Here is a 25,464-nt window from a genome sequence, read left to right on the forward strand (position 1 = left end):
GTAGTGAGCGGGCTTGTCGAATCGTCGCACCGCCCGCGCTGGGCTGCGAAGCGGCCCCAATAAGGTCACCGCAGAGTGCCAGAATCAATCGAGGTGAAGGTTTTGGGGCTGCTTCGCAACCCAGCGCGGGGCAAGCCCGCTCACCACAGAGTTATGTGTCAGCCTTTAAGAGTTGTGTAGATACCTATGGCCATCGGGGGCAAGCCCCGATGGCGTCCTGACAGACGGCGAAGATCAGAGCCCTTCCAGCTCCGCCATCAAATCACTCAACCGATCCACCTTCTCCGCACTGATCTCATTGGCCGCCAGCCCCTCGATGTACGCGGCCAACTCCGCCACCGTGCTGCATTCGAACATCGCCCGCAGCGGCACATCCCGCTGCAGGGTCTTCTGCACGCGCGAAGCAATCTGCGTGGCCAGCAACGAGTGGCCGCCCAGTTCGAAGAAGTTGTCCTGCACGCCGACCCTGTCGACTTTCAGCACCTCGGCCCAGATCGCGGCCAAGGTGTTTTCCAGTTCGTTGCGTGGTGCCAGGTAGTCCTGGCTGTGCAACTGGCCGATCTCCAGTTCCGGCAGGGCCTTGCGGTCGAGTTTGCCGTTGGCGTTGAGCGGCAGGCGCTCGAGCCATAGCCAGTGCAGCGGCACCATGTACTCCGGCAGTTCGGCGCGCAGGCGTTGCTTGATGCGGTCCAGGCGTTCGCCCGGATTCAGCCTCTCATCGGCGGCCACCAGGTAACCCACCAGATGCTTGCCGTTGACGCCTTCCTGCACGCCCACTGCCGCGTCGCGCACTTGCGGATGTTCGTGCAGGCGCGCTTCGATTTCACCCAGCTCGATGCGGTAGCCGCGAATCTTCACCTGATGGTCGATACGCCCGACGTACTCCAGCACGCCTTCGCTGCGCCGCCGTGCCAGGTCGCCGGTGCGGTACAGGCGCTCTCCCGGTGCGCCGAACGGGTTCGGCACAAACACCTGGGCGGTGCGCAGCGGATCGCTGACATACCCACGGCCCACCCCGGTGCCGGCCACGCACAACTCACCGACCGCCCCCTGGGGCACCAATTCCAGCGCGCCATCCACCACGTACAAACGGTTATTGTCCGTCGGCGTACCAATCGGCAGGTAAGTGCCACGGGTGGACGCCAGGTCGACGCGGAAGAACGCCACATCGTCCGAACATTCCGCCGGGCCGTAGGCGTTGACCAGGCCGATCTCCGGGTAACGCAACAACCACTGGTGCGCCAGCTCCGGCGGCATCGCTTCACCGGTCGGCAGCATCCAGCGCAAACCGTCCAGGTTGATGCGATCCTGGGCAAGCATGCCCTGGATCAGCGACGGCACGCTTTCCAGCACGGTGATGCCGTGTGCCTGCACATGGGCCAGCAAGCCCTGCGGATCGTGGGCGATGCTGTTCGGCACGATATCCACCCGTGCGCCGAACAGCGGCGCGGCGAGGAATTGCCACACGGAAATATCGAAGCTTTGCGAGGCGGTCTGGGCGATCACATCCGCTGGCGTCAGGTCCATATACGGCACCTTGCTCAATTGGTTATTGAGCATGCCGCGCTGTTCGACCATTACGCCTTTGGGCAAGCCGGTGGAGCCCGAGGTGTAGATCACGTAGGCAAGGTTGTCCGGGCCGCTGTAGATGCCCGGATTTTCCCCACGGGCAGGCACGTCCTCCCACACCAGCAACTGGCAGTCGACGCCGTCCAGCAGCTCGATGGCCTGCTCGCGGCACGCCTCGGTGCAGACCAGCAACGGTGTGCGACTCAGGTCGATGATGCGGCTCAGGCGCGGGCGTGGCAGGCCCGGGTCCAACGGCAGGTAACCGGCACCGGCCTTGAAGCTGCCGATGATCATGCCCAGCAGGTCGAGGTTACGCTCGGCCAGCAACGCCACCGGTTGGTCCAGGCCGACGCCCGCCGCAATCAATGCATGACCCAGGCCGTTACTGCGCCGGTTCAGCTCGTCATAGGTCCATTGCCGGTCCAGGCAACGGGCGGCGATGCGCTGCGGATGCGCGCTCACCTGGGCTTCGAACAACTCGATATAGCTGCGTTCCAGCGGGTAGGCGTGTTCGCTCTGGTTGCAGCCGTCCAACAGGAACGCGCGTTCCTGTTCGCCCATCAGTGGCAGGTCGGCCATGTCACCATGGAAGCCCTGCACCAGCGCCAGCAGCAGGCGCTTGAATTCACCGAGCATGCCCTGCACGGTGGTTTCATCGAAGTAACGCTGGTCGTAGGACAGGTGCAGGCCGAGGTCATCCCCCGGGTAGCACACAGCGGTCAGCGGGAAATTGGTGTGGGTGCGGCCGGAGTCCGAGGTGGCATTCAGGCTGTGGGCGCGGTCCAGCACCGAGACTTCCACCGGGGCGTTTTCGAACACGAACAGGCTGTCGAACAGCGGCTGGCCCTTGGGCAGTTCGCTGTGTTCCTGGATCGTCACCAGCGGCAGGTATTCGTACTCGCGCAGTTGCATATTGCTGTCGAGCAACGCGTTCAACCACTGGCGTACGCTGCAACGCTGGTCGTCTTCGGGCAGCTTCACCCGCAGCGCGATGCTGTTGATAAACAGGCCGACGGTGCGTTGCATCTCGGGCATTTCCACCGGGCGTCCGGCCACGGTGACGCCGAACAGCACGTCACGCTCGCCACTCAAGCGTCGCAGCACCAAGGCCCAGGCCGCCTGGGCAAAGGTGTTGACGGTGAGTTGATGGGCCTGGGCCAGTTCGCGAAGTTGCGCACCGTCACGGACGTCGAGGCGGGTGTAGCAGTCACCCACCACCATGCCGCCACTGTGGCCGGCATGTTCGCGCAGGAACGGCCGGTCGCTCGGGATCGGCGTGGTGCGCTCGAAACCTTGCAGGTTCTGCTGCCACCACTGGCGTGCTTCGGCCAGGTTCTGGCGTTGCAGCCAGGCGATGTAGTCGCGGTAGCGCGGCGGCGTGGCCAGCTGCGCCTCACGGCCTTCGCCAAGGGCCATGTAGATATCGAAGAAGTCATTCATCAGCAGCGAGCGGCACCAGGCATCGATCAGGATGTGGTGGTTGCTCATCATGAACCAGTAGCGCGCTTCACCGACGCGGATAAGGCGCAGGTGGAACGGCGCCTGGTTGAGCAGATCGAAACCGGCTTCGCGTTCGGCCTTGAGCAGCGCTTGCAGGCGCGGTTCCTGTTCACTTTCCTGGTCGGCACCCCAATCCAGGTACTCGATCGGCGTGCTGCCCGGCTTGTGGATCACTTGCAGCATGTCTTCGCCGACGTTCCAGCAGAACGAGGCGCGCAAGGCTTCGTGGCGAGCGATCACCGCTTGCCAGGCCTGGGCGAAACGCTCGGGGTCCAGAGCGCTGTTGATGCGGTATCGGTCCTGCATGTAGTAGAGGCCGGTGCCCGGCTCCAGCAGGGTATGCAGCAGCAGGCCTTCTTGCATCGGGGTCAGCGGGTACACGTCTTCGATGGCGCTGGCCGGTACCGGCAAGCTGTCGAGTTGCGACTGGCTCAAGTGCGCCAGGGGGAAGTCGGACGGCGTGAGGCCGCCGGCGTTGTCCTCCAGGCAATGGGCGACCAACGCTTGCAGTTCGGCCAGGTAGGCCTGCGCCAGGTCCTGGATGGCCTGTGGGTCGTGGCGTTCGCGGCTGAAGGTCCAGCGCAGCACCAGTTCGCCGCCGTACACCTGGCTGTCCACACTCAGTTCGTTGGGCAGCGGCGCATCCGGGTCATGGGCCAGGCCCGCCGATTCGTCCAGTGGGTGGAACAGTGCATCGGCGCCGAAGCTTTGGTCGAACTGGCCAAGGTAGTTAAAGGTGACCTGCGCACTCGGCAAGGCGGCCATGCTCTGTTTGCACAGGTCATCGGCGAGGTAACGCAGCACGCCATAGCCCAACCCTTTATGGGGCACCGCACGCAGCTGTTCCTTGATCGCCTTGATCGAATCGCCCTGCCCGGTTTGCGGGGTCAGGCGCAGCGGGTAAGCGCTGGTGAACCAGCCGACGCTGCGGGTCAGGTCGATGTCGTCGAACAGGCTTTCGCGGCCATGGCCTTCGAGCTGGATCAGCGCCGACCCGTGCCCGCTCCAGCGGCACAGCACACGGGCCAGGGCGGTCAGCAGCAGGTCGTTGACCTGGGTGCGGTAGGCGCTCGGCGCCTGTTGCAGCAACTGGCGGGTGTGTTCGGCATCCAGGCGCACGCTGACGGTATCGGCATCACGGTTGCGCAGCGAACCGTGCGGGCGGGCCACGGGCAATGCCGCGTCAGAGCCGGCCAACCGGTCCTGCCACAGGCTCAGTTCTTCACGCAGGGATTCGCTGCCGGCATACGCCTGCAAGCGCGCGGCCCAATCGCGCAGGGCGCTGGTCTTGGCCGGCAGGCTGACGGACTGGCCGTCGCTGAGCTGGCGGTAAACGTTTTGCAGGTCTTCGAGCAACACGCGCCACGACACACCGTCCACCACCAGGTGATGGATCGCGATCAGCAAGCGTTGCTGGCCTTGGGGGCCATCCACCAGCAAGGCGCGCACCAGCGGGCCGTGTTGCAGGTCGAGGCTGCGCTGGGTGTCTGTGAACAGCGCGGTGCACTGTTGCATGTCGCGCACTTGCGCCTGCATCAGCACGCCGCCTTTCGGCACGGCCAGGTGTTCGGCATGCCATTGCGCATCGCGCCGGGTAAAGCTCAGGCGCAGGGCGTCGTGGTGTTCGAGTACCGCCAGCAGCGCTTGCTCCAGGCGATGAGGCTCGAGCAGTTGCAGCGGCTTGAGCACCAGCGCCTGGTTCCAGTGCTGGCGCGCGGGGATATCGGTGTCAAAGAACCAGTGCTGGATCGGTGTAAGGCCCGAAGCGCCGGTGAGCACGCCTTGCTCGGCGCTGACCTGCTCGGAGCGCGTGGCCACCCCGGCCAGGGTTTGCACGGTCTGGTGCTGGAACAGGTCGCGAGGGCTGAAATGAATCCCCGCCTGCCGCGCGCGGCTGACCACCTGGATCGACAGGATCGAATCGCCGCCCAGTTCAAAGAAGTTATCGTCGAGGCCGACCTGCTGCACGTTCAACACCGCGCACCAGATCGCTGCCAAGGTGCTTTCCAGCTCGTTGCGCGGCGCCACGTACTGTTGCCGATTGGCCTCGGGATCGGGTTGCGGCAGGGCGCGGCGGTCGAGCTTGCCGTTGGCGGTCAGCGGCATGCTGTCGAGTACGATCAGGTGCGCGGGCACCATGTAGTCCGGCAGTTGCGCCTTGAGATGGGCCTTGAGCGCCTCACGCAAGGTGCCGTGGTCGGCGTCGCTGACCAGGTACGCCACCAGTTGCTTGCCACTCGGCGAATCCAGCGCCAGCACCACCGCTTCGCGCACGGCTGCGTGCTCCAGCAGGCGGGTTTCGATCTCGCCCAGTTCGATACGGAAACCGCGAATCTTCACCTGGTGATCGATACGCCCCAGGTACTCCACCAGGCCATCGGCGCGCTGGCGCACCAGGTCGCCGGTGCGATACAGGCGACCGCCCTGGCGGGCAAACGGGTCGGCGACAAACCGTTCGGCCGTCATCCCCGGACGTTCGTGGTAACCCTGGGCCAGACCGGCGCCGCCCACATACAACTCGCCGGTCGCGCCTTGCGGCACCAAGGCCAGGTCGGCGTCGAGAATATAGGCCACGCGATCGCCGATGATGCTGCCGATCGGCACGCTGGCGGCGCCCTCTTCCAACTGCTGCGGCGCCAGGCTGGCCAGCGGCATGACCACGGTTTCGGTCGGGCCGTAGGCGTTGAAAAACACCTCGGGCTGGAACGCTGCGCGGATACGCTGCAGGTGTTCGCCGGTCAGCGCTTCGCCGCCGGTGATGCACATGCGCACCGGCAAGGTCTGGTGCTGGGTCGCCAGCCACTGCGCCAACTGGCTGCCGTAGCTCGGGGTAAAACCAAGGATGGTGATGCCATGGGTACGGATCAGCCCGCAGATTTCCTCGGCATCCCACTGGCCCTGGGCGCGCAGGACCACCTGGGCACCGCTGAGCAGCGGCACCAGCAAACGCTCGGTGGCGGCGTCGAAGTTGATCGAATAGAAATGCAGCTCGCAATCGTCCGGGCGCATGCCGAAGCGCTCGATCACGGCCTGGCAATGCATGGCGATTTCACCGTGGGACACCACCACACCCTTGGGTTTACCGGTGGAACCGGAGGTGTAGATCAGGTAGGCCTGATGTTGCGGCAAACTGATAAACGGCAGCTCGCCGGCCGGGTAATTGGCCAGCACCGGCAAGTCATCTTCCAGGCACCAGCAGGCCACGCTCGCCGGCAATTCGCCAAGGGCGTCGAACATCGCCGCATCGCTGAGCAACAGGCCGATGCCGCTGTCTTCGATCATGTAGTGCAGGCGGTCCAGCGGGTATTCCGGGTCCAGCGGCACATAGGCGCCACCGGCCTTGAGGATCGCCAGCAGGCCGATGACCATTTCCAGCGAGCGCGGCAGCGCCAGGCCGACCCGCACCTGCGGGCCCACGCCGCGCTCGCGCAGCATCCAGGCCAGGCGGTTGGCGCGGGCGTCGAGTTCAGCGTAGGTGAGGGTCACACCGGCAAAGGTCAGCGCCGGGGCATCGCCACGCTTGAGCGCCTGCTGGCTGAACAGTTGCTGGAGGCACTGGTCGAGACGATGCTCGCCCGCCTCCACTCCCAGGCTGTCCTGCAACGCGCGTTGCTCGGTGGCGCTCAGCAACGGCAGTTCGCTGAGGCGTTGTTGCGGGTTGGCGATCAACGCTTCGAGCAGGTTGCGCCAATGCTCGGCCATGCGCGCGATGCGCGGTTCATCGAACAAATCGGTGCTGTAGGTCAGGCAGCAACCCAGGCGGTGGTCGAGGTCGGTGACTTCCAGGTTGAGGTCGAACTTGGTCGCGCGAGCATCGTTGGCCAGGTATTCGACGGTCATGCCGGCCAGTTGGCGGCTCTGCTGGAATTCCCAGCGCTGCACGTTGCACATCACCTGGAACAACGGGTTGTACGCCGCGCTGCGTGGCGGTTGCAGGGCCTCCACCAGATGGTCGAACGGCAGGTCCTGATGGGACTGGCCTTCGATCACTGTGTGACGGACCTGCTCGAACAGCTCGGCAACACTCATCTGCCCCGTGAGCTGGCAACGCAGTACCTGGGTGTTGAGGAACGCGCCGATCAGCCCTTCGCTTTCAGGGCGAATGCGGTTGGCCACCGGCGCGCCGATACGCAGGTCGGTCTGGCCGCTGTAGCGGTAGAGCAGCACGGCCAGGGTGGCGGTCATGGTCATGAACAGGGTCAGGCCACGTTCGGCGTTGAAGGCACGCACACGGGCGGCCAGATCGTCGCTGAGGTCGAAGCGGTACAGCTCGCCCCGGTGACTTTGCACCGGTGGCCGTGGGCGGTCGCCGGGCAATTCGAGCAGTGGGTGTTCGTTGCCCAGTTGCGCGGTCCAGTAGTCCAATTGGCGTTGGCGTTCGCCGGACTCCAGCCACTGGCGTTGCCACACGCTGTAGTCCAGGTACTGCACAGGCAACGGTGCCAGCGGCGACAGGCGCTCATCGATAAAGGCTTCGTACAGCGCGCTGAGTTCACGGGCAAAAATGTCCATGGCCCAGCCTTCGGTGACGATATGGTGCAGGGTCAGCACCAGGTAGTGCTCCCGCTCACCGGCCTTGACCAGGCACGTACGCAGCAGTGGCCCGGTTTCCAGGTTGAACGGGGTGTGCGCCTCGTGGTCGGCCAGTTGCTGCAAACGCTGCTCGCGCTCGCCTTCGTTCAACGCCGACATATCCTGCCAGTCCATGCGCAGGCCGGTCTGCGCCGACACCTTTTGATAGGCCACGCCGTCGACACTCGGGAATGTAGTGCGCAGGGTTTCGTGGCGCATGATCAAGGCCTGCAACGCCGCCTCGAAACGCCCCACATCCAGCACGCCACGCAGGCGCGCCATGCCGCCGACGTTGTAGGCCGGGCTGTCCGGTTCCATCTGCCAGAGGAACCACATGCGCTGCTGGGAATACGACAACGGCACCGGCAGGCTGCGGTCGACGGTGGCGATTGCGGTTTGCTGGTTGCGTTGACCGCTGGCCTGGATCAGGCCGACTTGCTCGGCAAAAGCCCCCAGCTCGCTGGCCTCGAACAAGGTGCGCAACGGCAATTCGACGTCGCAGGCCTGGCGGGTGCGGGAGATGATTTGCGTGGCCAGCAACGAGTGGCCGCCGAGGGCGAAAAAGTCATCGCGCAGGCCGATTTGCGGCAGGCCGAGCACCTCGCGCCAGATCGCTGCAATCTGCTGCTGCAACGGTGTTTCGGGCTCGATGTGTTCGCGGGTTTGCCACACCGGCGCCGGCAATGCGCGACGGTCGAGCTTGCCGCTGGGGCTCAGGGGCATCGCGTCCAGGCGCATCAGTTGCGCGGGCACCATGTACTCCGGCAGCTCGGCGGCCAGGGCCGCTTTGACGTCCTGTTCGTCGAGGGCGGCATGGGCGGTGTAGTAACCGATCAACTGCGCGTCACGCACCAGCACCACGGCCTGGGCGATACCGTCCAGGGCCAGCAGGCGCGCTTCGATTTCTTCCGGCTCCACCCGGAAGCCACGCAGCTTGACCTGCTGATCGAGACGGCCGAGGTATTCGAGCACGCCATCGGCGCTCCAGCGTGCGCGGTCACCGGTGCGATACAGGCGCGCGCCCGCCTCGCCCAGCGGGTCGGCGACAAAGCGCTCAGCGGTCAAACCGGCACGCCCAAGGTAACCGCGCGCCAGGCCGATGCCGCCAATGCACAGTTCGCCCGGCACACCGGCCGGCAACGGGTTGAGCTGCTCGTCCAGCACGCGGCAGATCACATTGCCCAGCGGCCGGCCAATCGGCGAGCGCTCGCCATCCTCGGCGCGGCACTGCCAGTGGGTGACGTTGATCGCGGTCTCGGTCGGGCCATAGCGGTTGTGCAATTGCACCGCCGGCAACTGCGCCAATACGCGATTGCGCAACTCGGCGGGCAAGGCTTCGCCACCAGAGAACAGGCGACGCAGGCTGGTGCACTCGGGCACCAGCGGTTCGTCGATAAACAGCTGCAACAGCGGCGGCACAAAGTGCAGCGTGGTCACGCCGTGCGCCTGCACCAACTGCGCGATGCGGTGCGGATCGCGGTGCTCGCCAGGACCGGCCAGCACCAGGCGGCAACCGGTGATCAACGGCCAGAAGCATTCCCACACCGACACGTCGAAACTGATCGGTGCCTTTTGCATCAGCACGTCGCTGTCATTGAGTTGATAGGTGGCCTGCATCCACTGCAAGCGCTCGGCCAGGGCCGCATGGGTATTGCCCACGCCCTTGGGCTGGCCGGTGGAGCCGGAGGTGTAGATCACATAGGCGAGGTTGTCGCCATCGAGGTGCAGGCCGGGCGGCTGGGTCGGCCAGCTGTCGAGGTGCAGGCTGTCCATGGCAATCACGCACACGCCTTCGGCACTCGGCACGCGGTCCAGCAATGCGGTCTGGGTCAACAGCAGGTGCACGCCGCTGTCCTTGAGCATGTAGGCCAGGCGCTCGGCAGGGTAATCCGGGTCCAGCGGCACATAGGCGCCACCGGCCTTGATGATCGCCAGCAGGCCCACCAGCAACTGCGGCGAACGCTCGGCGGCGATGGCTACGCACACGTCCGGGCCGACGCCTTTGTCGCGCAGGTAATGGGCCAGGCGGTTGGCCTGGGTGTGCAGTTGGGCGAAGGTCAGGCTGCCGTCCTGCCAAACCAGCGCGGTGTTGTCCGAGGTGTGCTGGTTGAGCAGTTCGGGCAGCCATTGTTGAGCGGGTGCGCACGGCGCCTGGCACCACGTTTGCTGTTCATCCTGCTGCATCAGCTGGATGTCGCCGAGGGCTTGCTGCGGTTGCTCACAGACCGCTTGCAACAGGTGGATGAAGTGCTCGGCCAGGCGCTGGATGGTCGCAGTGTCGAACAGTTCATCGGCGTAGTCGAAGGACAGGCTCAGGCGCCCGTTGCGGTCTTCTTCGCTGTGCAGCTGCAGGTCGAACTTGGCTTCGCGGCTGTGCCAGGGCAGCTCGTCGGCGAGCATGCCCGGCAGGCGACGCAAGGCGCTGAGGTCACGTTGCTGGTGGTTGAACATGACCTGGAACAGGCCTTGTTCGCGGGCTTGCGGGAAGGCTTCCAGCAGTTGCTCGAAGGGCAGGTCCTGATGGGCCTGGGCGCCCAATGCAGTCTGGCGGGTGGCGGCCAGCAGCTCAGTGAAAGGCCGGCGCCCGTCCAGCTCGGCCCGCAGCACCAGGGTGTTGATAAAGAAGCCGATCAGGCCTTGGGTTTCCTGGCGCGGGCGGTTGGCGTTGGGCACGCCGATGCGGATATCGCGCTGGCCGCTGTAGCGGTAGAGCAAGGTCTGGAACGCCGCCAGCAACAGCATGAACGGCGTGGACTCGTGGGTCTGGGCGGTCTGGCGAATCGCCTCGCTGAGGCTGACACTCAGGCGCACACTATGGCGCGACGCACTGTGGCGTTGCCGGGCCGCACGCGGGTGGTCGGTGGCCAGGCTCAGGGTCGGATGCTCGTCGCCCAACTGCGCTTTCCAGTACGCCAGTTGGCGCTGGCCTTCACCGTCGGCCAGCCATTGGCGCTGCCAGCTGCCGTAGTCGGCGTACTGCAAGGCCAGTGGCGGCAACACCAGGGCCTGGCCCTGGCTTGCGGCGGCGTACAGGCGCGAGAACTCGTCGATGAGGATATTCAACGACCAGCCATCGGCGATGATGTGGTGCAGGGTCACCAGCAACTGGTGATCGTCTTCGTCCAGGCGCACCAGGGTCACCCACAGCAGCGGGCCTTTTTCCAGGTCGAACAGGGTACGGGCTTCGTCCTCCCGGATCTGTTGCGCGCGGGCTTCACGCTCGGCGACGGGCAAGGCGCTGAGATCGATAACCTGCAGGTCGAAATCACTGTTGGCCTCCACACGCTGGAAGCCCTGGCCATCGCGTTCATAGAAGCGGGTGCGCAGGGCTTCGTGGCGCTGGATCAGGTGCTGGAAGCTCGAGCGCAGCGCGTCTTCATCCAGCTCGCCACGCAGGCGCAGGGCGCCGGGGATGGTGTAGGCGCTGCTTTGCGGGTCCAGTTGCCAGGTGATCCACAGGCGGTTCTGGGCCAGGGATTGGGGCAGTTCGTCCTGGCGCGACAACGGGCGGATCGCACCTTGGGCAATGCCGCCGTCCTGTTGCAGGTGCGCCACGCCGGCGGCGAACCCGGACAGCGTCGGCGCCTCGAACAGCAGGCGCAGGTTCAGCTCCAGGCCGAGGGTTTCCCGCAGGCGCGCCACCACCTGAGTGGCGGTGATGGAGTTGCCGCCGAGCAGGAAGAAGTGGTCATCGGCCGCCACCGTGGCAACCTGCAACTGCTCGCACCAGATCGCGGCGATCCGGCTTTGCAGTTCGGATTCCAGCACAACAGCGCTCGCCTGGGCGCGCAGATCGGGGAACTGCGCGTAGCAGTCGAGGCTGCCGTCGGCCTGCCGAAGCGCGCACGCCGCACGCTGCACCTTGCCGCTTGAGGTCTTGGGCAGGCCGCCGGGGTTGAGTAGCACCACCACGCACGGCGCTTCTTGATAGGCCTCGGCCACGGCTTGGCGGATGGCTTTGATCAGCGCTTCAGGCGGCAGGATCTTCTGCACGCTGCGGCTGATTTCCGCGGCGATGCCGATGCCTTCCAGGCCGTTGTCATTCACCGCAAACGCCGCGACCCGGCCCTTGCGCACCACTTCCACTTCACGCTCGATGGTCTGTTCGATGTCCTGGGGGTACAGGTTATGACCGCGCACGATCAGCAGGTCTTTCAGGCGACCGGTGATGTACACCTCGCCCTCGCGGATAAAGCCCAGGTCACCGGTGCGCAGCCAGGTACGGCCGGCATGCTGCACGAAGGTCTTGGCGCTGGCCTCCGGGTTGCGCCAGTAGCCGTGGGCGATGCTCGGGCCGCTGGCCCAGAGTTCGCCGACGCAGTTGTCGGCCAGCTCGCTCAGTGTGTGCGGGTCGGCGATCAGCACCGCGTGTTCCGGCTGGGAGGTGCCGCAACTCATGATCGCACTGCCCTGCCCCGGCTCGACGCGGTTGGCGGCCAGGGCCTGCTCGTCGACGCGCAGCGCCGGGATGCCATGGCCACGCCGGCCGCCGGCGACAAACAGGGTGGCTTCGGCCAGGCCGTAGGAGGCGAAGAAACTATCCGAGGTAAACCCGCAGGCGGCGAACTTCTCGGCGAAGCGCTCGAGGGTGTCGAGGCGGATCGGTTCGGAGCCGGAATAGGCCACGCGCCAGTTGCTCAAGTCCAGGCGTTCCAGGGCCGACTCACTGACCCGCTCGCTGCACAGGCGGTAGGCGAAATCCGGCCCGCCGCTGATGGTGCCGCGGTATTCGCTGATCGCTTCGAGCCAGCGCAGCGGCCGGCCGAGGAAATAGGCCGGCGACATCAATACGCACGGCACGCCGCTGAAAATCGGTTGCAGCAGGCCACCGATCAGGCCCATGTCGTGGTACAGCGGCAGCCAGCTGACGATCACGTCGTCAGGGTTCAGGTCGATGCCAAAGCCGCGCCGGATCAGCACTTCGTTGGCCACCAGGTTGCCGTGGCTGACTTGCACGCCCTTGGGCAACGCGGTGGAGCCGGAGGTGTATTGCAGGAAGGCGATGTCGTCGGGGTGCAGGTCGGGGGCGCTCCAGGCGCTGGCGATCTGTGCGTCGAGGGTGTCGACACTCAGCACCGGCGGCGCGTTTTCGATCTGCGCGAGGCCATCGGCCAGGCTGGCGATGGTCAGCAACAGACGCGGTTCGGCGTCACCGATAATCGACAGCAAACGCTCCTGGTGATGACGGCGGGTGGACTCCGGCGGATAGGCCGGCACCGCGATCACCCCGGCGTACAGGCAGCCGAAGAACGCCGCGACGTAGTCCGGGCCACTGGGGAACAGCAGCACCGCACGGTCGCCCTGTGCCGCATTGGCCTGGAGGGCGGCGGCGATGGTGCGGGCGCGTTGGTCCAGGTCACGGTAACTGAGTACCACGTTGTGCTCGGCCGACTCGGCGAGGAAGCGCAGGGCGACCTGGTCCGGGGCCTGGGCGGCGCGACGTTGAAGGGACTCGACCAGGGTGCGGGGAAGTTCGAAGGCGTCCATCATGGGGTTCCTGCCTGAAATCGGCTTACGGGAAATTCGGGAATGGGAGAGCGATCAGCCGGCGGCCAGTTGCCGCGCCGCGCCAATGCGCCAGCGGGCCAGGTGTTCGTCGGCATAGCGCCGCACGCAGCGCAATACGGCGCTTTCGTGCTGGATAAGGAAGAAGTGGTGGCCGTCGAACATGTCCAGGGAAAAACCGCTGGCGGCATCGAGCTGCCAGTCGAGCAACTGGTCGGCGCGCACGCTGTCCTGCTTGCCGCCGAACACATGGATCGGCAGGTCCAGCGGCTTGCGCTCGCCGTAGGTGAAGCTGCCGCACAGCAGGAAGTCGGCACGCAGGATCGGCAGCATCAACTGCATCAGCTCGGGATTGGCCAGGGCTTCTTCGGCGGTGCCTTGCAGTTCGCGCAGGCGGGCGATCAGTTGCGCGTCGGTCTTTTCGATGGCGTATTCGCTGACATCGCGGCGAGCCGGACCGGCCGTGCCGGAGGCGAACAGCGCCAGCGGCGCAGGGACATTTCGTGCGTTTAACGCGTGGGCCAATTCAAAGGCCAGCAGGCCGCCGAGACTATGGCCGAACAACGCGTAAGGGCCGCTCAAGTCGCGACTGATTTCCTCCGCGAGCTGCGCCGCCAAGGCCTTGATATCGCGCTGCAGGGGCTCGTCCATGCGCATGCCCCGCCCAGGCAGTTCCAGCGGACACACCTGCAACCACTCCGGCAACGTGCGGCGCCAACGTGCGTAAACCATGGCGCTGGCGCCCGAATAGGGCAGGCAGAACAGGCGCAGTCGAGTCGGCGTAGTCATCCAGCGACGACTCCAAACTGAAACACGCTGTGTGCACGATAAAAACCCATGTCGTCCTCCTGCGGGTGCTGATCCTTGGCCGCTTGACTAGCGACCCTGTCACCCAGAAGAACGGACGGCACCGGCAAATAATTAGTCGCCGGGTACCTGCGAGACGTGGTTCACACCAAACAAGAAAGCATAAGATTAGTTCGCCTTCTCATTTGACAATCATTATCATTCAGCATAATTTGTTGCCCGATGTGTAGGAGGCCTCAGCAAGGACGCCCTCCCCTAACCTCTTTTGCGACAAGGTGATTTCCATGACGGAACAAGTATCCACAGGCAGGTGCGACTCACCGCTTCTCCAGGCATTTGTCGACAATCGACTGATTCTGGTGAAGATTGCGGCACGTATTACCGGGTGCCGCTCCCGCGCCGAGGATGTAGTGCAGGATGCCTACTTCCGCCTGCAATCGGCGCCGACGATCACGTCATCGTTCAAGGCCCAACTGAGTTATCTGTTCCAGATCGTGCGCAACCTGGCGATCGATCACTACCGCAAGCAGGCCCTGGAACTCAAATATTCCGGGACGGAAGAGGAAGGCTTGAATGTGGTCATTCACGGCGCTTCACCGGAAACCTCCCACATCAATTTCAACACCCTGGAAAACATCGCCGACGCCCTGACGGAGTTGCCCCAGCGCACCCGCTACGCGTTCGAGATGTACCGCCTGCACGGTGTGCCGCAAAAGGACATTGCCAAGGAACTGGGGGTTTCACCGACGTTGGTGAACTTCATGATTCGCGATGCGCTGGTGCACTGCCGCAAGGTGTCCGGCAACCATAGCGATACGTTTGCACGGCGGGTGTGATTGAGGTGAAAGGGCTTGTTGTGGTGAGCGGGCTTGCCCCGCTCACCACAACCAAAACCCGAACCACAGCCGCACTCATCCGAGCCAAGATCAGGGCACAGGCATCACATCAATACGATACGGCTCGAAAATCTTCAGCATCTCGCCGCTATCGCGCAGTCGCTTGAGCAACCCCGAAAACGCCTCGCCCGTGATCGGCGCCTTGGGCCGCAGCAACGCGTAGTGGTGATAGACCTGGTCGATGCGCTCCGAGACCAGGAACTGCCCGGCCATATCCGCATTGCGCACCATGAAGTCACTCAGGTACGAACGGGTTACCAAGGCGATGTCCGCACGCCCGCGCGCAACCATCAGCAGGTTGCTGTCATGGGAATAGGTCAAGGTGGCGTTGAAGTGCTCGGCCAAGTACTTGGGGTCGGGGTTGAAGTTGGCAAAGGCGTAGTGATAGCCGCTGAACACCGCCAGGCGTTTCCCGGCAAGGTCGGCGAAATAGTCCTGGCCTCGACCGGGCTCACGCTGGGCGACGAAGATTTCCGCGTCTTCCAGGCCCATGTCGATGCTGGTGTGGGCAACCTTCTGCCAGCCCCAATCGGGATTTTCGAAGATGGCCATGTCGATACGGCCTTGTTCGAAATCACGAAAACGCCGAGGGATGGAGGTGGGTACCAGCACAAACTGGTAGTCGGTTTGCGAGGCGTTCAGGGCCTCCACCAGTTGCGGCAACAGACCGGTGTCGGCGCCTTGCTCCGGGCGCACGGTGTAGGGCGGAAAATGCGCCGCGCCGATGCGCACCAGTTGCGCAGCCGAAGCCGGCAACCACGCTGCGGTGCCGAGTGCCCATAAAGTAAGTCCTGCAGCCAACCGCCATGGCGAAAACATCAAGGCACACACCGTTCAATACATCGATGTCGATAAGCTAGGCGTTTTTGTCCAGCTAGACAACTTTCCACCGGCAAATTAATAGCTTGCGCCTCAATCGGCCTTCAAAACCATCAACAAGGCTTCTTCGGCCAATTGCTCCAGGGTCAGGTTGCCCTCGGCGCGAAACCAGGTGGTGGTCCAGGACAAGGCCCCGGTGAGGAAGCGTCGCGCAATAAACACATCGCCCTTGATGTAACCCGCCGTCTTGGCCTCGCCCAACACCTGCAGCCAAATGTCTTCATACACATCGCGCAGCGCCAGCACCTGGGCCTGGGCGTCGGCCGAGAGCGAACGCCATTCATACACCAGCACCGCCATGGCCTCGCCGCTGCCACCCATGATCGACTGCAATTCGCAGCGAATCAGCGCCAGCACACGTTCACGTACGGTGTTCGCCTCCTCGAGCGAGGCACGCATCAAGGCCGTGTTGTAGTGGATGGTTTCCTCCATCACCGCACGCAGGATCTCGTCCTTGCTCTTGAAGTGATGAAAGATACTGCCGGACTGGATGCCCACGGCACTGGCCAGGTCACGCACGGTGGTGCGTTCAAAGCCCTTGTTGCGAAACAGGTGCGCCGCGGTTTGCAGCAACTTGCCCCGGGCACTGTCGGGGTCGGTCAATTGGCCGCCGTCGACCATGGTGCGCATCACCCGCAGGGCTTTGTGCTCATCCATGCTGCTCCCCTCTACTTCTACTGACGTCTTGGCCGGCAATTTAGGCCGTGCCAGTCACCCAAGCAAGCGCTTGGGCAAAACTTGTGACCGGAGTTTACAAACCAAGCGCTTGCTTGGTAGTCTCGTTGCCAGCCATTCGAGGAAGGATTTCTCATGAGCAAGACGGTTCGTATCGGCTGCGCCAGCGCCTTCTGGGGTGACACCTGCAGCGCCGCCGCGCAGTTGGTGCACGGCGGCAAGCTGAACTACCTGGTGTTCGACTACCTGGCGGAAGTCACGATGTCGATCCTCGCCGGTGCACGGATGAAAGATCCCCAGGCCGGCTACGCCACGGATTTCGTCGAGGTGCTCACACCGCTGCTGGCCGAGATCCAGCGCCAGGGCATCCGCGTGATCAGCAATGCCGGCGGCATCCACCCCCAGGCCTGCGCCGCCGCCCTGCAAGCTGCCTGCGATAAAGCCCAGGTGCCGTTGAAAATCGCCGTGCTGCTGGGCGATGACCTGCACCCCCGGCTCAAGCACCTGCACGGCATCACCGACATGTTCAACGGCGCGCCGCTGCCGCCCCTGTGCGTATCGGCCAATGCCTACCTCGGCGCACCGGGCATTGCCCAGGCGCTGCAACTGGGCGCGGACATCGTCATCACCGGCCGGGTGGTCGACAGCGCGGTGGTCAGCGCGGCGCTGGTGCATGAGTTCGGTTGGTCGTGGCAGGACTATGACCGCCTGGCCCAGGCCGCGCTGGCCGGGCATATCATTGAATGCGGCGCGCAGTGTACCGGTGGCAACTTCACCGACTGGCGCGACGTGCCCGACTACGAGCACATCGGCTTCCCCATCGTCGAAGTCAATGCCGATGGCCAGTTCACGGTCAATAAAGTCGAGGGCAGCGGTGGCCTGATCAGCGAACTGAGCGTGGCCGAACAACTGCTGTATGAAATCGGCGACCCTCACGCGTATCTGCTGCCCGATGTGATCTGCGATTTCAGCCAGGTGAAGCTGCAGCAGCAAGGCAAAAACTGCGTACGCCTGCACGGCGCCAAGGGGTTGCCGCCGACGCACCAGTACAAGGTCAGCGCCACTTACCCGGAGGGCTTTCGCTGCACCGCCAGTTGCCTGATCGCCGGGATCGATGCGGTGGCCAAGGCCGAGCGGGTCAGCCAGGCGATCATCAACAAGACCTCGGAACTGTTCAGCCAGCGCGGCTGGGCGCCCTACACCGACGTAAATATCGAACTGCTGGGCAGCGAAGCGACGTATGGCCCCCGCGCCCTGCGCCACGACTGCCGCGAGGTGGTGGTCAAGCTGGCGGTGCGCCACCCCAGCAAGCCGGCGCTGGTGCTGTTCGCCCGCGAGATCGCCCAGGCGGCCACGGGCATGGCGCCGGGGCTGGCCGGGATTGTCGGTGGGCGGCCGACGGTGTACCCGCTGATCCGCTTGTTCTCGTTCCTGATCGATAAGGCCGCCTGCGAGGTGGTAGTCGACTTCCAGGGCCAACGCCACGTCTGCACGCTGCCCGTCGCCGACGCCCCCCTCATGCCTGCCGCCGCGATGGATCCACCCCAGCCCCAAGGCCGCGCCGACGCCAGCGTGGCGCTGGTGAAACTCGCCGTGGCGCGCTCCGGCGACAAGGGCAACCACAGCAATATCGGGGTCATCGCCCGCGCCCCCGAGTACCTGCCGTGGATTGCCGAAGCGCTGACGCCGGAAGTGCTCGTCGACTGGATGGGCCACGTGCTCGACCCCGTGCACGGCCGCGTCGAACGCTGGTATTTGCCCGGCAGCCACAGCCTCAATTTCCTGCTGGAAAACGCCCTGGGCGGCGGCGGCATCGCCAGCCTGCGCATCGACCCCCAGGGCAAGGCCTTCGCCCAGCAGCTGTTGGAAATCCCCATCGCCGTGCCGCAACACATCGCCGATCAACTCACATAAAGGAACGTTGCCGTGGCCTTCGACTCGATCTTCAAAGCCGGCCTGTTCCAAGGCCACACCGTGATCGTCACCGGCGGTGGCAGCGGGATTGGCCGCTGCACCGCCCATGAGCTGGCGGCCCTGGGTGCCCGCGTCGTCCTGGTTGGACGCAAGCCGGAAAAACTCGCCAAGGTCGCGGCGGAAATTACCGAGGACGGCGGCACCGCCCATTGGCAGGCCTGCGACATTCGTGACGAAGAGGCGGTGAAGGCGCTGGTCACCCAGCTCATTCACGCGCATGGGCCGATCCATGGCTTGGTGAATAACGCCGGTGGGCAGTATCCGTCGCCGCTGGCCTCGATCAACCAAAAAGGTTTTGAAACCGTGCTGCGCACCAACCTGGTCGGCGGTTTCCTGATGGCGCGGGAAGTGTTCAACCAGTCGATGAGCAAGCACGGTGGGGCCATCGTCAATATGCTCGCCGACATGTGGGGCGGCATGCCCGGCATGGGCCACTCCGGCGCGGCACGGGCAGGCATGGACAACTTCACCAAGACCGCCGCCTTCGAGTGGGGGTGCGCCGGGGTGCGGGTCAACGCCGTGGCACCGGGCTGGATCGCGTCCAGCGGCATGGACACCTACGAAGGCGCGTTCAAGGCGGTGATCCCCACCCTGCGTGAACACGTGCCGCTCAAGCGCATCGGCACCGAGTCGGAAGTCAGCGCCGCCATCGTGTTTCTGCTCAGTCCCGCCGCCGCGTTTATCAGTGGCAGCACCCTGCGCATCGACGGCGCCGCCAGCCTCGGCAGTCGCGCCTGGCCGCTGCACAAGGCGCAACCGCCGAGTGAAGCGTTCAACGGCTTCCACCGCGCCTACCTGCCCGATGTGCTCAAGGCGGAGCAATAAACCATGCCGCTGATTGACAGCCTGATCGATCCCCACAGCCCGCAGTTCGCCCAGAACCGCGCCGCCATGCTGGCAGGCATCCAACACCTGCGCCAGTTGGAACAGACCCTGCTGAGCAAGGCCGAGGAGGCCAGGCCCAAGTTCGAAAAACGTGGCCAACTGCTGCCCCGCGAGCGCCTCAACCTGCTGCTGGACCCTGGCGCGCCGTTCCTGGAACTGGCGAGCCTGGCCGGCTACAAGCTGCATGATGACAAGGACGGCAGCGCCGCCGGCGGTGGGTTGATCGCCGGCATCGGCTACGTCAGCGGCGTGCGCATGCTGGTGGTGGCCAATAACAGCGCGATCAAGGGCGGCACCGTTTCGCCCTCCGGCCTGAAAAAATCCCTGCGCCTGCAACAGATCGCCATGGACAACAAACTGCCGGTGGTGACCCTCGCCGAAAGCGGTGGCGCCAACCTCAACTATGCCGCGGAGATTTTCATCGAAGGCGCGCGCAGCTTTGCCAACCAGGCGCGCATGTCCGCCATGGGCTTGCCGCAGATCACCGTGGTGCACGGCTCGGCCACGGCGGGTGGCGCGTACCAGCCAGGACTGTCGGATTACGTGGTGGTGGTGCGCGGCAAGGCCAAGCTGTTCCTTGCCGGCCCGCCGCTGCTCAAGGCGGCGACCGGTGAAGTCGCCACCGATGAAGAATTGGGCGGCGCCGAAATGCATGCACAGATCGCCGGCACTGCCGAATACCTGGCGGAAAATGACGCCGATGGCGTGCGCATCGTGCGTGAAATCGTCAGCCTGTTGCCCTGGGATGAGCGCCTGCCGTTGACGCCCAAACGCACTTACGCCGAGCCGCTGTACCCCATCGACGACCTGCTGGGGCTGATCCCCGCTGACCCGAAAAAGCCCTACGACGTGCGCGAAATCCTCGCACGCCTGGCCGACGGTTCGCAGTTCCTCGAGTTCAAGGCAGCGTTCGACGCCCATACCGTCTGCGGCCATCTGCACATCCAGGGCCGCGCGGTCGGCGTGATCGGCAACAACGGCCCGATCACGCCCAAGGGCGCGAGCAAGGCGGCGCAGTTTATCCAGCTGTGTGACCAGAGCCGCACACCGCTGCTGTTCCTGCACAACACCACCGGCTTCATGGTGGGTACCGAAGCGGAGCAGCAAGGGGTGATCAAGCATGGCGCGAAGATGATCCAGGCGGTGGCCAACGCACGGGTGCCTAAACTCACGGTGGTGGTCGGTGGCTCCTACGGCGCCGGCAACTATGCAATGTGCGGTCGCGGCCTGGACCCGCGGTTTATCTTCGCCTGGCCCAACAGCCGCACGGCGGTGATGGGCGGTGCCCAGGCGGGCAAGGTGCTGCGGATCGTCACCGAGGCCAAGCAGTTGAAAGACGGCCTGGTGCCGGATCCCAAGGTGCTGGACATGCTCGAACAGGTCACCGCGCAAAAACTCGACAGCCAGTCCACCGCCCTCTATGGCAGCGCGAACCTGTGGGATGACGGGCTGATAGACCCACGGGATACCCGTACCTTACTCGGCTTTCTGCTGGACATCTGTCACGAGGCCGAGGTCCGCGAGTTGCAGCCCAACAGCTTCGGCATCGCGCGCTTCTAACCGGAGAACAAGAACAATGATCTTCACCCAGGAACACCATGAACTGCGCCGCACCGTCCGTGCCTTCGTCGACCGCGAGATCAACCCCCATGTGGACGCATGGGAAAAGGCCGGGCACTTCCCCATCCACGACATCTTCCGCAAGGCCGGCGACCTCGGCTTGCTGGGGATTTCCAAACCGGAGCAATTCGGCGGCATGGGCCTGGACTACAGCTACTCGATCGTCGCCGCCGAAGAGTTCGGCACCATCCGCTGCGGCGGCATACCCATGTCCATCGGCGTGCAGACCGATATGTGCACCCCCGCCCTCGCCCGCTTCGGTTCCGATGAATTGCGCGACGAATTCCTGCGCCCGGCCATCAGCGGCGAGCAGGTCGGTTGCATCGGTGTCTCGGAAACCGGCGCCGGCTCCGACGTAGCCGGGCTCAAGACCCATGCGCGCAAGGACGGCGACGACTATGTGATCAACGGCAGCAAAATGTGGATCACCAACTCGCCCAGCGCCGACTTTATCTGCCTGTTGGCCAACACCTCCGACGACAAGCCGCATATCAACAAGTCGCTGATCATGGTGCCGATGAACACCCCAGGGATCAGCGTCAGCCCGCCCCTGGAAAAACTCGGCATGCACAGCTCCGAGACCGCCCAGGTGTTCTTCGACGGCGTGCGCGTGCCCCAGCGCAATCGCATCGGCCATGAAGGCGCGGGTTTCATGATGCAGATGCTGCAGTTCCAGGAGGAACGCCTGTTTGGCGCGGCCAATATGATCAAGGGCCTGGAGTACTGCATCGACAGTACCGTCGAGTACTGCAAGGAACGCCAGACCTTCGGCAAGGCGCTGATCGACAACCAGGTGATTCACTTTCGCCTGGCCGAACTGGCCACCGAAATCGAATGCCTGCGCGCACTGGTCTACCAGGCCACCGAACAGTACATCAAGGGCCAGGACGTGACCCGCCTGGCCTCCATGGCCAAGCTCAAGGCCGGGCGCCTTGGCCGCGAAGTCAGCGACAGTTGCCTGCAGTACTGGGGCGGCATGGGATTCATGTGGGACAACCCGGTGGCCCGCGCTTATCGCGATGTGCGCCTGGTGTCGATTGGCGGCGGTGCCGATGAAATCATGCTGGGCATCATCTGCAAGTTGATGGGCACTTTGCCGGGGAAAAAGCCATGAATACCCTGCTGCTCGAACCCCACAACGGCGTGTTGCACATCACCCTCAACCGGCCCGAATGCCACAATGCCATGAGCCTGGAAATGGTCAACGAACTGCGCGCGGTGCTGGCCGGGTTGGACAGCCAGGTGCGCGCCGTGGTGATCAGCGGCGCAGGCGGGCATTTTTGCGCCGGTGCCGATGTGAAGGACCTGGTCAGCGCCGGCGATCAATTGCAGGCCCTGAACCGGGCCTTCGGCACGTTGCTGCAAGCGGTGGAAGCCGTGTCGCAAGTGGTCATCGTGGTGCTGCAAGGCGCGGTGCTGGGCGGCGGGTTTGGCCTGGCCTGCGTGAGTGACATCGCGATTGCCGATCACCAGGCGCAGTTCGGTTTGCCGGAGACCAGCCTGGGGTTGCTGCCGGCACAGATTGCGCCGTTTGTGGTCAAGCGTATCGGCCTGACCCAGGCGCGGCGACTGGCGCTGACGGCGGCGCGGTTCAATGGGTTGGAAGCTCAACGGCTGGGGCTGGTGCACTTCACCGAGACCGACCCGCAGGCGTTGGCGGAGCGTCTGGATGAGGTGCTGGGGCAGGTGCTGCGCTGCGCGCCGGGCGCCAACGCGCGTACCAAGGCGCTGTTGCTGGCCAGCGTGGAGCAGCCCTTGGGGCCGCTGCTGGACCAGGCGGCGCAGTGGTTTGCCGAGGCGGTGACCAGTGCGGAAGGGATTGAGGGGACGCAGGCGTTTGTTCAGAAGAGAAAGCCTGGGTGGTGCAAGTGACGCCATCGGGAGCCCCCGCTGAGCATGGGGATCTACACAATTTTCAGTGGTCTGTGGCGAAGGAGCTTGCTCCCGTGGCGGCCTTCGGGCCGACCATGTCGTTGGAGTTGACCGAGTGCATATCCGTTGCTGCGGTAACGGCGGCTATTGGTTCCGCCCTTACGGCGGGTCACTTTTGGAAGAGCCCAAAAGTAACCAAAAGGCTCTCGCCCCACCACTCGGTACCTCGCCTAGGCTCGGTATGCCCGAACGCAGGCTTGAATCCGTGGGCCGCCGTCATGGGCCATCCATGGCCCAGGACGGCTAACCCGGCGTCCTGCCGGGTTACCCACGGATTCAAGCCTGCGTTCGGCCAGCGTGGTTAACGGGGCGCCTGAGATCAAGATCAAAAGCCAGAGCCAGAGCCAGAGCCAGAGCCAGAGCCAGAGCCAGAGCCAGAGCCAGATCAAAAGATTGCTGACTTCGTCAGCGGTTAAGGAAGTAGAAGCCACACCGCGTAAGCTTCAAAGATCAGGTCGGCTTTAAGGCCGCCTCGTCTTGTTTTTGATGTGGGATCGCCCCGTCAAACACGCTGGCCGAACGCAGGCTTTGGAGCGTGGGTAACCCGGCAGGACGCCGGGTTAGCCGCACTGGGCCATGGATGGCCCATTGCGGCGGCCCACGCTCCAAAGCCGGAGTGAGGGCACACCGAGCCTAGGCGAGGTGCCGAGTGTTGGGGCGAGGACCTTTTGGTTACTTTTGGGTCCTTCCAAAAGTGACCCGCTGTAAGAGCGGAACCCTAAGTGGCCGTGACCTAAATAACGGATATACACACGGAGCAAAAAATGCCGCAGTTCACAAAAATCCTGATCGCCAACCGCGGCGAAATCGCCTGCCGCATCCAACGCACGGCCCAGGCCTTGGGCTACCGCACCGTCGCCGTCTACAGCGACGCCGACGCCGAGGCCCTGCACGTGCAGATGGCCGACGAAGCCGTGCGCATCGGCCCCGCGGCGGTACAACAGTCCTACCTCAATATCCCGGCCATCCTCGAGGCCGCGGAAAAAACCGGCGCCGATGCCATCCACCCCGGCTACGGTTTCCTCTCGGAAAACCCGGGCTTCGCCCGCGCATGCCAAGACGCCGGCCTGACGTTCATCGGCCCCAGCGCCGAGGCCATCGAACTGATGGGCAGCAAGCGCCGCTCCAAGCTCGCCATGCTCGAGGCCGGGGTGCCTTGCATCGCCGGCTACCAGGGCAGCGCCCAGGACGACACCTGCCTGCAACGTGAAGCCGAGCGCATCGGCTACCCGCTGATGATCAAGGCCAGCGCCGGCGGCGGTGGCCGTGGCATGCGCCTGGTCCACCAGCCGGAGGCGCTGCTGGAAAGCCTGCACAGCGCCCGCTCGGAGGCCAGGCATGCGTTCGGCAGTGACGAACTGATCCTCGAACAGGCGCTGATCGAGCCGCGCCACGTCGAGATCCAACTGTTCGGCGACCGCCACGGCAACCTGATTTACCTCGGCGAACGGGACTGCTCGATCCAGCGCCGTCATCAAAAAGTCATCGAGGAAGCGCCCTGCCCGGTGATGACGCCCGAACTGCGCCAGGCCATGGGCGAAGCCGCGCTCAAGGCCGGACGCGCGGTAAACTACCTCGGCGCCGGTACCGTGGAGTTCCTGCTCGACCGCAACGGCCGGTTCTACTTCCTGGAAATGAACACCCGCCTGCAAGTGGAGCACCCGGTCACCGAGCTGATCACCGGCCTCGACCTGGTGGCCTGGCAACTGCAAATCGCCGCCGGCCAGCCGCTGCCGCTCGAGCAGGCGCAGGTGAGCCTGAACGGCCACGCCATGGAAGTGCGCCTCTATGCCGAAGACCCGGCCCAGGGCTTCCTGCCGCAAACCGGTGAGGTGCTGCGCTGGGAACCGGCCGTGGGCGTACGGGTTGACCATGGGCTGTGCGAAGGCGAAACCATCAGCCCGTTCTATGACCCGATGCTCGGCAAGCTCATCGCCCATGGCGCCACCCGCGAAGAAGCCCGGCGCAAGCTGCTGCGGGCGGTGGAAGACACGCTGTTGCTGGGGGTGACGACCAATCAGCGCTTGTTGGCTGAACTGCTCAAGCACCCAGGCTTTATCGACGGTGATTTCAGCACCGGGTTTATCGCCGAGCACTTCAGCGAAATACCGCGCCCGGCCGCGACAAGTGATCAACTCGCCCTGGCCGCCGCGCTGTTTTACCAACACAGCGCCGACCAGCATCCCCACGGCCTCGCGGGATGGCGCAACAACGCCCGTGTTCCCTGCACCTTTCGCCTGGAGGCCGACGGCGAAACCCACACCGTCACCGCCGCCGCCCTGCCACTCAGCACCGATGGCCGTCGCGCCACCCTGGTGCTCAACGGCGTTCGCCGTCGCATCGCCTATCACCTGGAGGGCTCCCGGCTGTGGCTGCCTGGCCTTACCGTCACCAACCGCACCCAGCAGGTTGCCGGGCGCCAGGCCGACGCCGGCAGCGGCACGATCAAGGCACCGATGGACGGTGCCATCGTCGACGTCCGCGTCAGCACCGGTGAACAGGTGACTAAAGGCCAACTGCTGCTGGTGCTCGAAGCCATGAAAATGGAGCATCCACTCAAGGCCGACAGGGACGGCGTGGTCAAGGCCGTGCAGGTCACAACAGGCGATCAGGTACGCAATCGCCAGGTTCTGCTGGAGATCGAATAACC

The 25,464-nt window shown here is 64.6% G+C and carries 11 protein-coding genes; 7 read left to right on the forward strand and 4 right to left on the reverse strand.

Translation table 11 applies throughout. The features are described 5' to 3' along the window. Window positions 1–234: 234 nt before the first annotated feature. Both BLW22_RS20680 and BLW22_RS20685 read right to left on the reverse strand, forming a co-directional pair. Window positions 235–13,131: a non-ribosomal peptide synthetase gene (locus BLW22_RS20680; RefSeq protein WP_074847396.1), complete on the reverse strand. Its 12,897-nt coding sequence runs from the start codon at window positions 13,129–13,131 to the stop codon at window positions 235–237. Window positions 13,132–13,182: 51 nt separating this feature from the next. Next, window positions 13,183–13,935 (reverse strand): thioesterase II family protein, encoded by a 753-nt coding sequence (locus BLW22_RS20685; RefSeq protein ID WP_065927223.1) that lies wholly within the window; start codon window positions 13,933–13,935, stop codon window positions 13,183–13,185. A gap of 302 nt (window positions 13,936–14,237) precedes the next feature. Here BLW22_RS20685 and BLW22_RS20690 point away from each other — a divergent pair, with 302 nt between their 5' ends. Beyond that, window positions 14,238–14,789: an RNA polymerase factor sigma-70 gene (locus BLW22_RS20690; protein ID WP_027603895.1), complete on the forward strand. Its 552-nt coding sequence runs from the start codon at window positions 14,238–14,240 to the stop codon at window positions 14,787–14,789. Between the two features lie 90 nt (window positions 14,790–14,879). Here the strand turns inward: BLW22_RS20690 and BLW22_RS20695 are convergent, their stop codons facing one another. Next, the gene (locus BLW22_RS20695) at window positions 14,880–15,668 is read right to left on the reverse strand and encodes a substrate-binding periplasmic protein (RefSeq protein WP_065927222.1); all 789 of its coding nucleotides are present in this window, start codon (window positions 15,666–15,668) and stop codon (window positions 14,880–14,882) included. 93 nt (window positions 15,669–15,761) lie between these two features. Further along, complete coding sequence (locus tag BLW22_RS20700) at window positions 15,762–16,385, reverse strand: TetR/AcrR family transcriptional regulator (RefSeq protein ID WP_074847397.1); 624 nt, start codon at window positions 16,383–16,385, stop codon at window positions 15,762–15,764. Between the two features lie 153 nt (window positions 16,386–16,538). Between BLW22_RS20700 and BLW22_RS20705 the strand changes: the two genes are divergently transcribed. From BLW22_RS20705 to BLW22_RS20740, 6 genes are all read left to right on the forward strand, one after another. Further along, window positions 16,539–18,317: an acyclic terpene utilization AtuA family protein gene (locus BLW22_RS20705; protein WP_074847398.1), complete on the forward strand. Its 1,779-nt coding sequence runs from the start codon at window positions 16,539–16,541 to the stop codon at window positions 18,315–18,317. A gap of 12 nt (window positions 18,318–18,329) precedes the next feature. Further along, window positions 18,330–19,202: an SDR family oxidoreductase gene (locus tag BLW22_RS20710; RefSeq protein ID WP_053133351.1), complete on the forward strand. Its 873-nt coding sequence runs from the start codon at window positions 18,330–18,332 to the stop codon at window positions 19,200–19,202. Window positions 19,203–19,205: 3 nt separating this feature from the next. Next, window positions 19,206–20,822: an acyl-CoA carboxylase subunit beta gene (locus BLW22_RS20715; protein WP_074847399.1), complete on the forward strand. Its 1,617-nt coding sequence runs from the start codon at window positions 19,206–19,208 to the stop codon at window positions 20,820–20,822. A 16-nt stretch (window positions 20,823–20,838) separates the two neighbouring features. Beyond that, on the forward strand, window positions 20,839–21,996 hold the full coding sequence (atuD, locus tag BLW22_RS20720) for a citronellyl-CoA dehydrogenase (protein ID WP_074847400.1): 1,158 nt from the start codon (window positions 20,839–20,841) through the stop codon (window positions 21,994–21,996). Next, entirely contained in the window at window positions 21,993–22,754 is a 762-nt protein-coding gene (locus BLW22_RS20725; RefSeq protein ID WP_074847401.1) for an enoyl-CoA hydratase/isomerase family protein, read from the forward strand. Before atuD ends, BLW22_RS20725 begins: the two co-directional genes overlap by 4 nt. Window positions 22,755–23,578: 824 nt before the next feature. Then, the gene (locus tag BLW22_RS20740) at window positions 23,579–25,462 is read left to right on the forward strand and encodes an acetyl-CoA carboxylase biotin carboxylase subunit (RefSeq protein ID WP_074847402.1); all 1,884 of its coding nucleotides are present in this window, start codon (window positions 23,579–23,581) and stop codon (window positions 25,460–25,462) included. Window positions 25,463–25,464 lie beyond the last annotated feature (2 nt).

This window comes from Pseudomonas marginalis, from assembly GCF_900105325.1.
GTDB classification, from domain to species: Bacteria; Pseudomonadota; Gammaproteobacteria; order Pseudomonadales; family Pseudomonadaceae; genus Aquipseudomonas; species Aquipseudomonas marginalis.

What these genes read in the sequence shown, in the direction of transcription:
- BLW22_RS20680 (WP_074847396.1), bottom strand. Translation starts at nt 13,131, where the DNA reads ATGATGGACGCCTTCGAACTTCCCCGCACCCTGGTCGAGTCCCTTCAA.
- BLW22_RS20685 (WP_065927223.1), bottom strand. Translation starts at nt 13,935, where the DNA reads ATGACTACGCCGACTCGACTGCGCCTGTTCTGCCTGCCCTATTCGGGC.
- BLW22_RS20690 (WP_027603895.1), top strand. Translation starts at nt 14,238, where the DNA reads ATGACGGAACAAGTATCCACAGGCAGGTGCGACTCACCGCTTCTCCAG.
- BLW22_RS20695 (WP_065927222.1), bottom strand. Translation starts at nt 15,668, where the DNA reads ATGTTTTCGCCATGGCGGTTGGCTGCAGGACTTACTTTATGGGCACTC.
- BLW22_RS20700 (WP_074847397.1), bottom strand. Translation starts at nt 16,385, where the DNA reads ATGGATGAGCACAAAGCCCTGCGGGTGATGCGCACCATGGTCGACGGC.
- BLW22_RS20705 (WP_074847398.1), top strand. Translation starts at nt 16,539, where the DNA reads ATGAGCAAGACGGTTCGTATCGGCTGCGCCAGCGCCTTCTGGGGTGAC.
- BLW22_RS20715 (WP_074847399.1), top strand. Translation starts at nt 19,206, where the DNA reads ATGCCGCTGATTGACAGCCTGATCGATCCCCACAGCCCGCAGTTCGCC.
- atuD (WP_074847400.1), top strand. Translation starts at nt 20,839, where the DNA reads ATGATCTTCACCCAGGAACACCATGAACTGCGCCGCACCGTCCGTGCC.
- BLW22_RS20725 (WP_074847401.1), top strand. Translation starts at nt 21,993, where the DNA reads ATGAATACCCTGCTGCTCGAACCCCACAACGGCGTGTTGCACATCACC.
- BLW22_RS20740 (WP_074847402.1), top strand. Translation starts at nt 23,579, where the DNA reads ATGCCGCAGTTCACAAAAATCCTGATCGCCAACCGCGGCGAAATCGCC.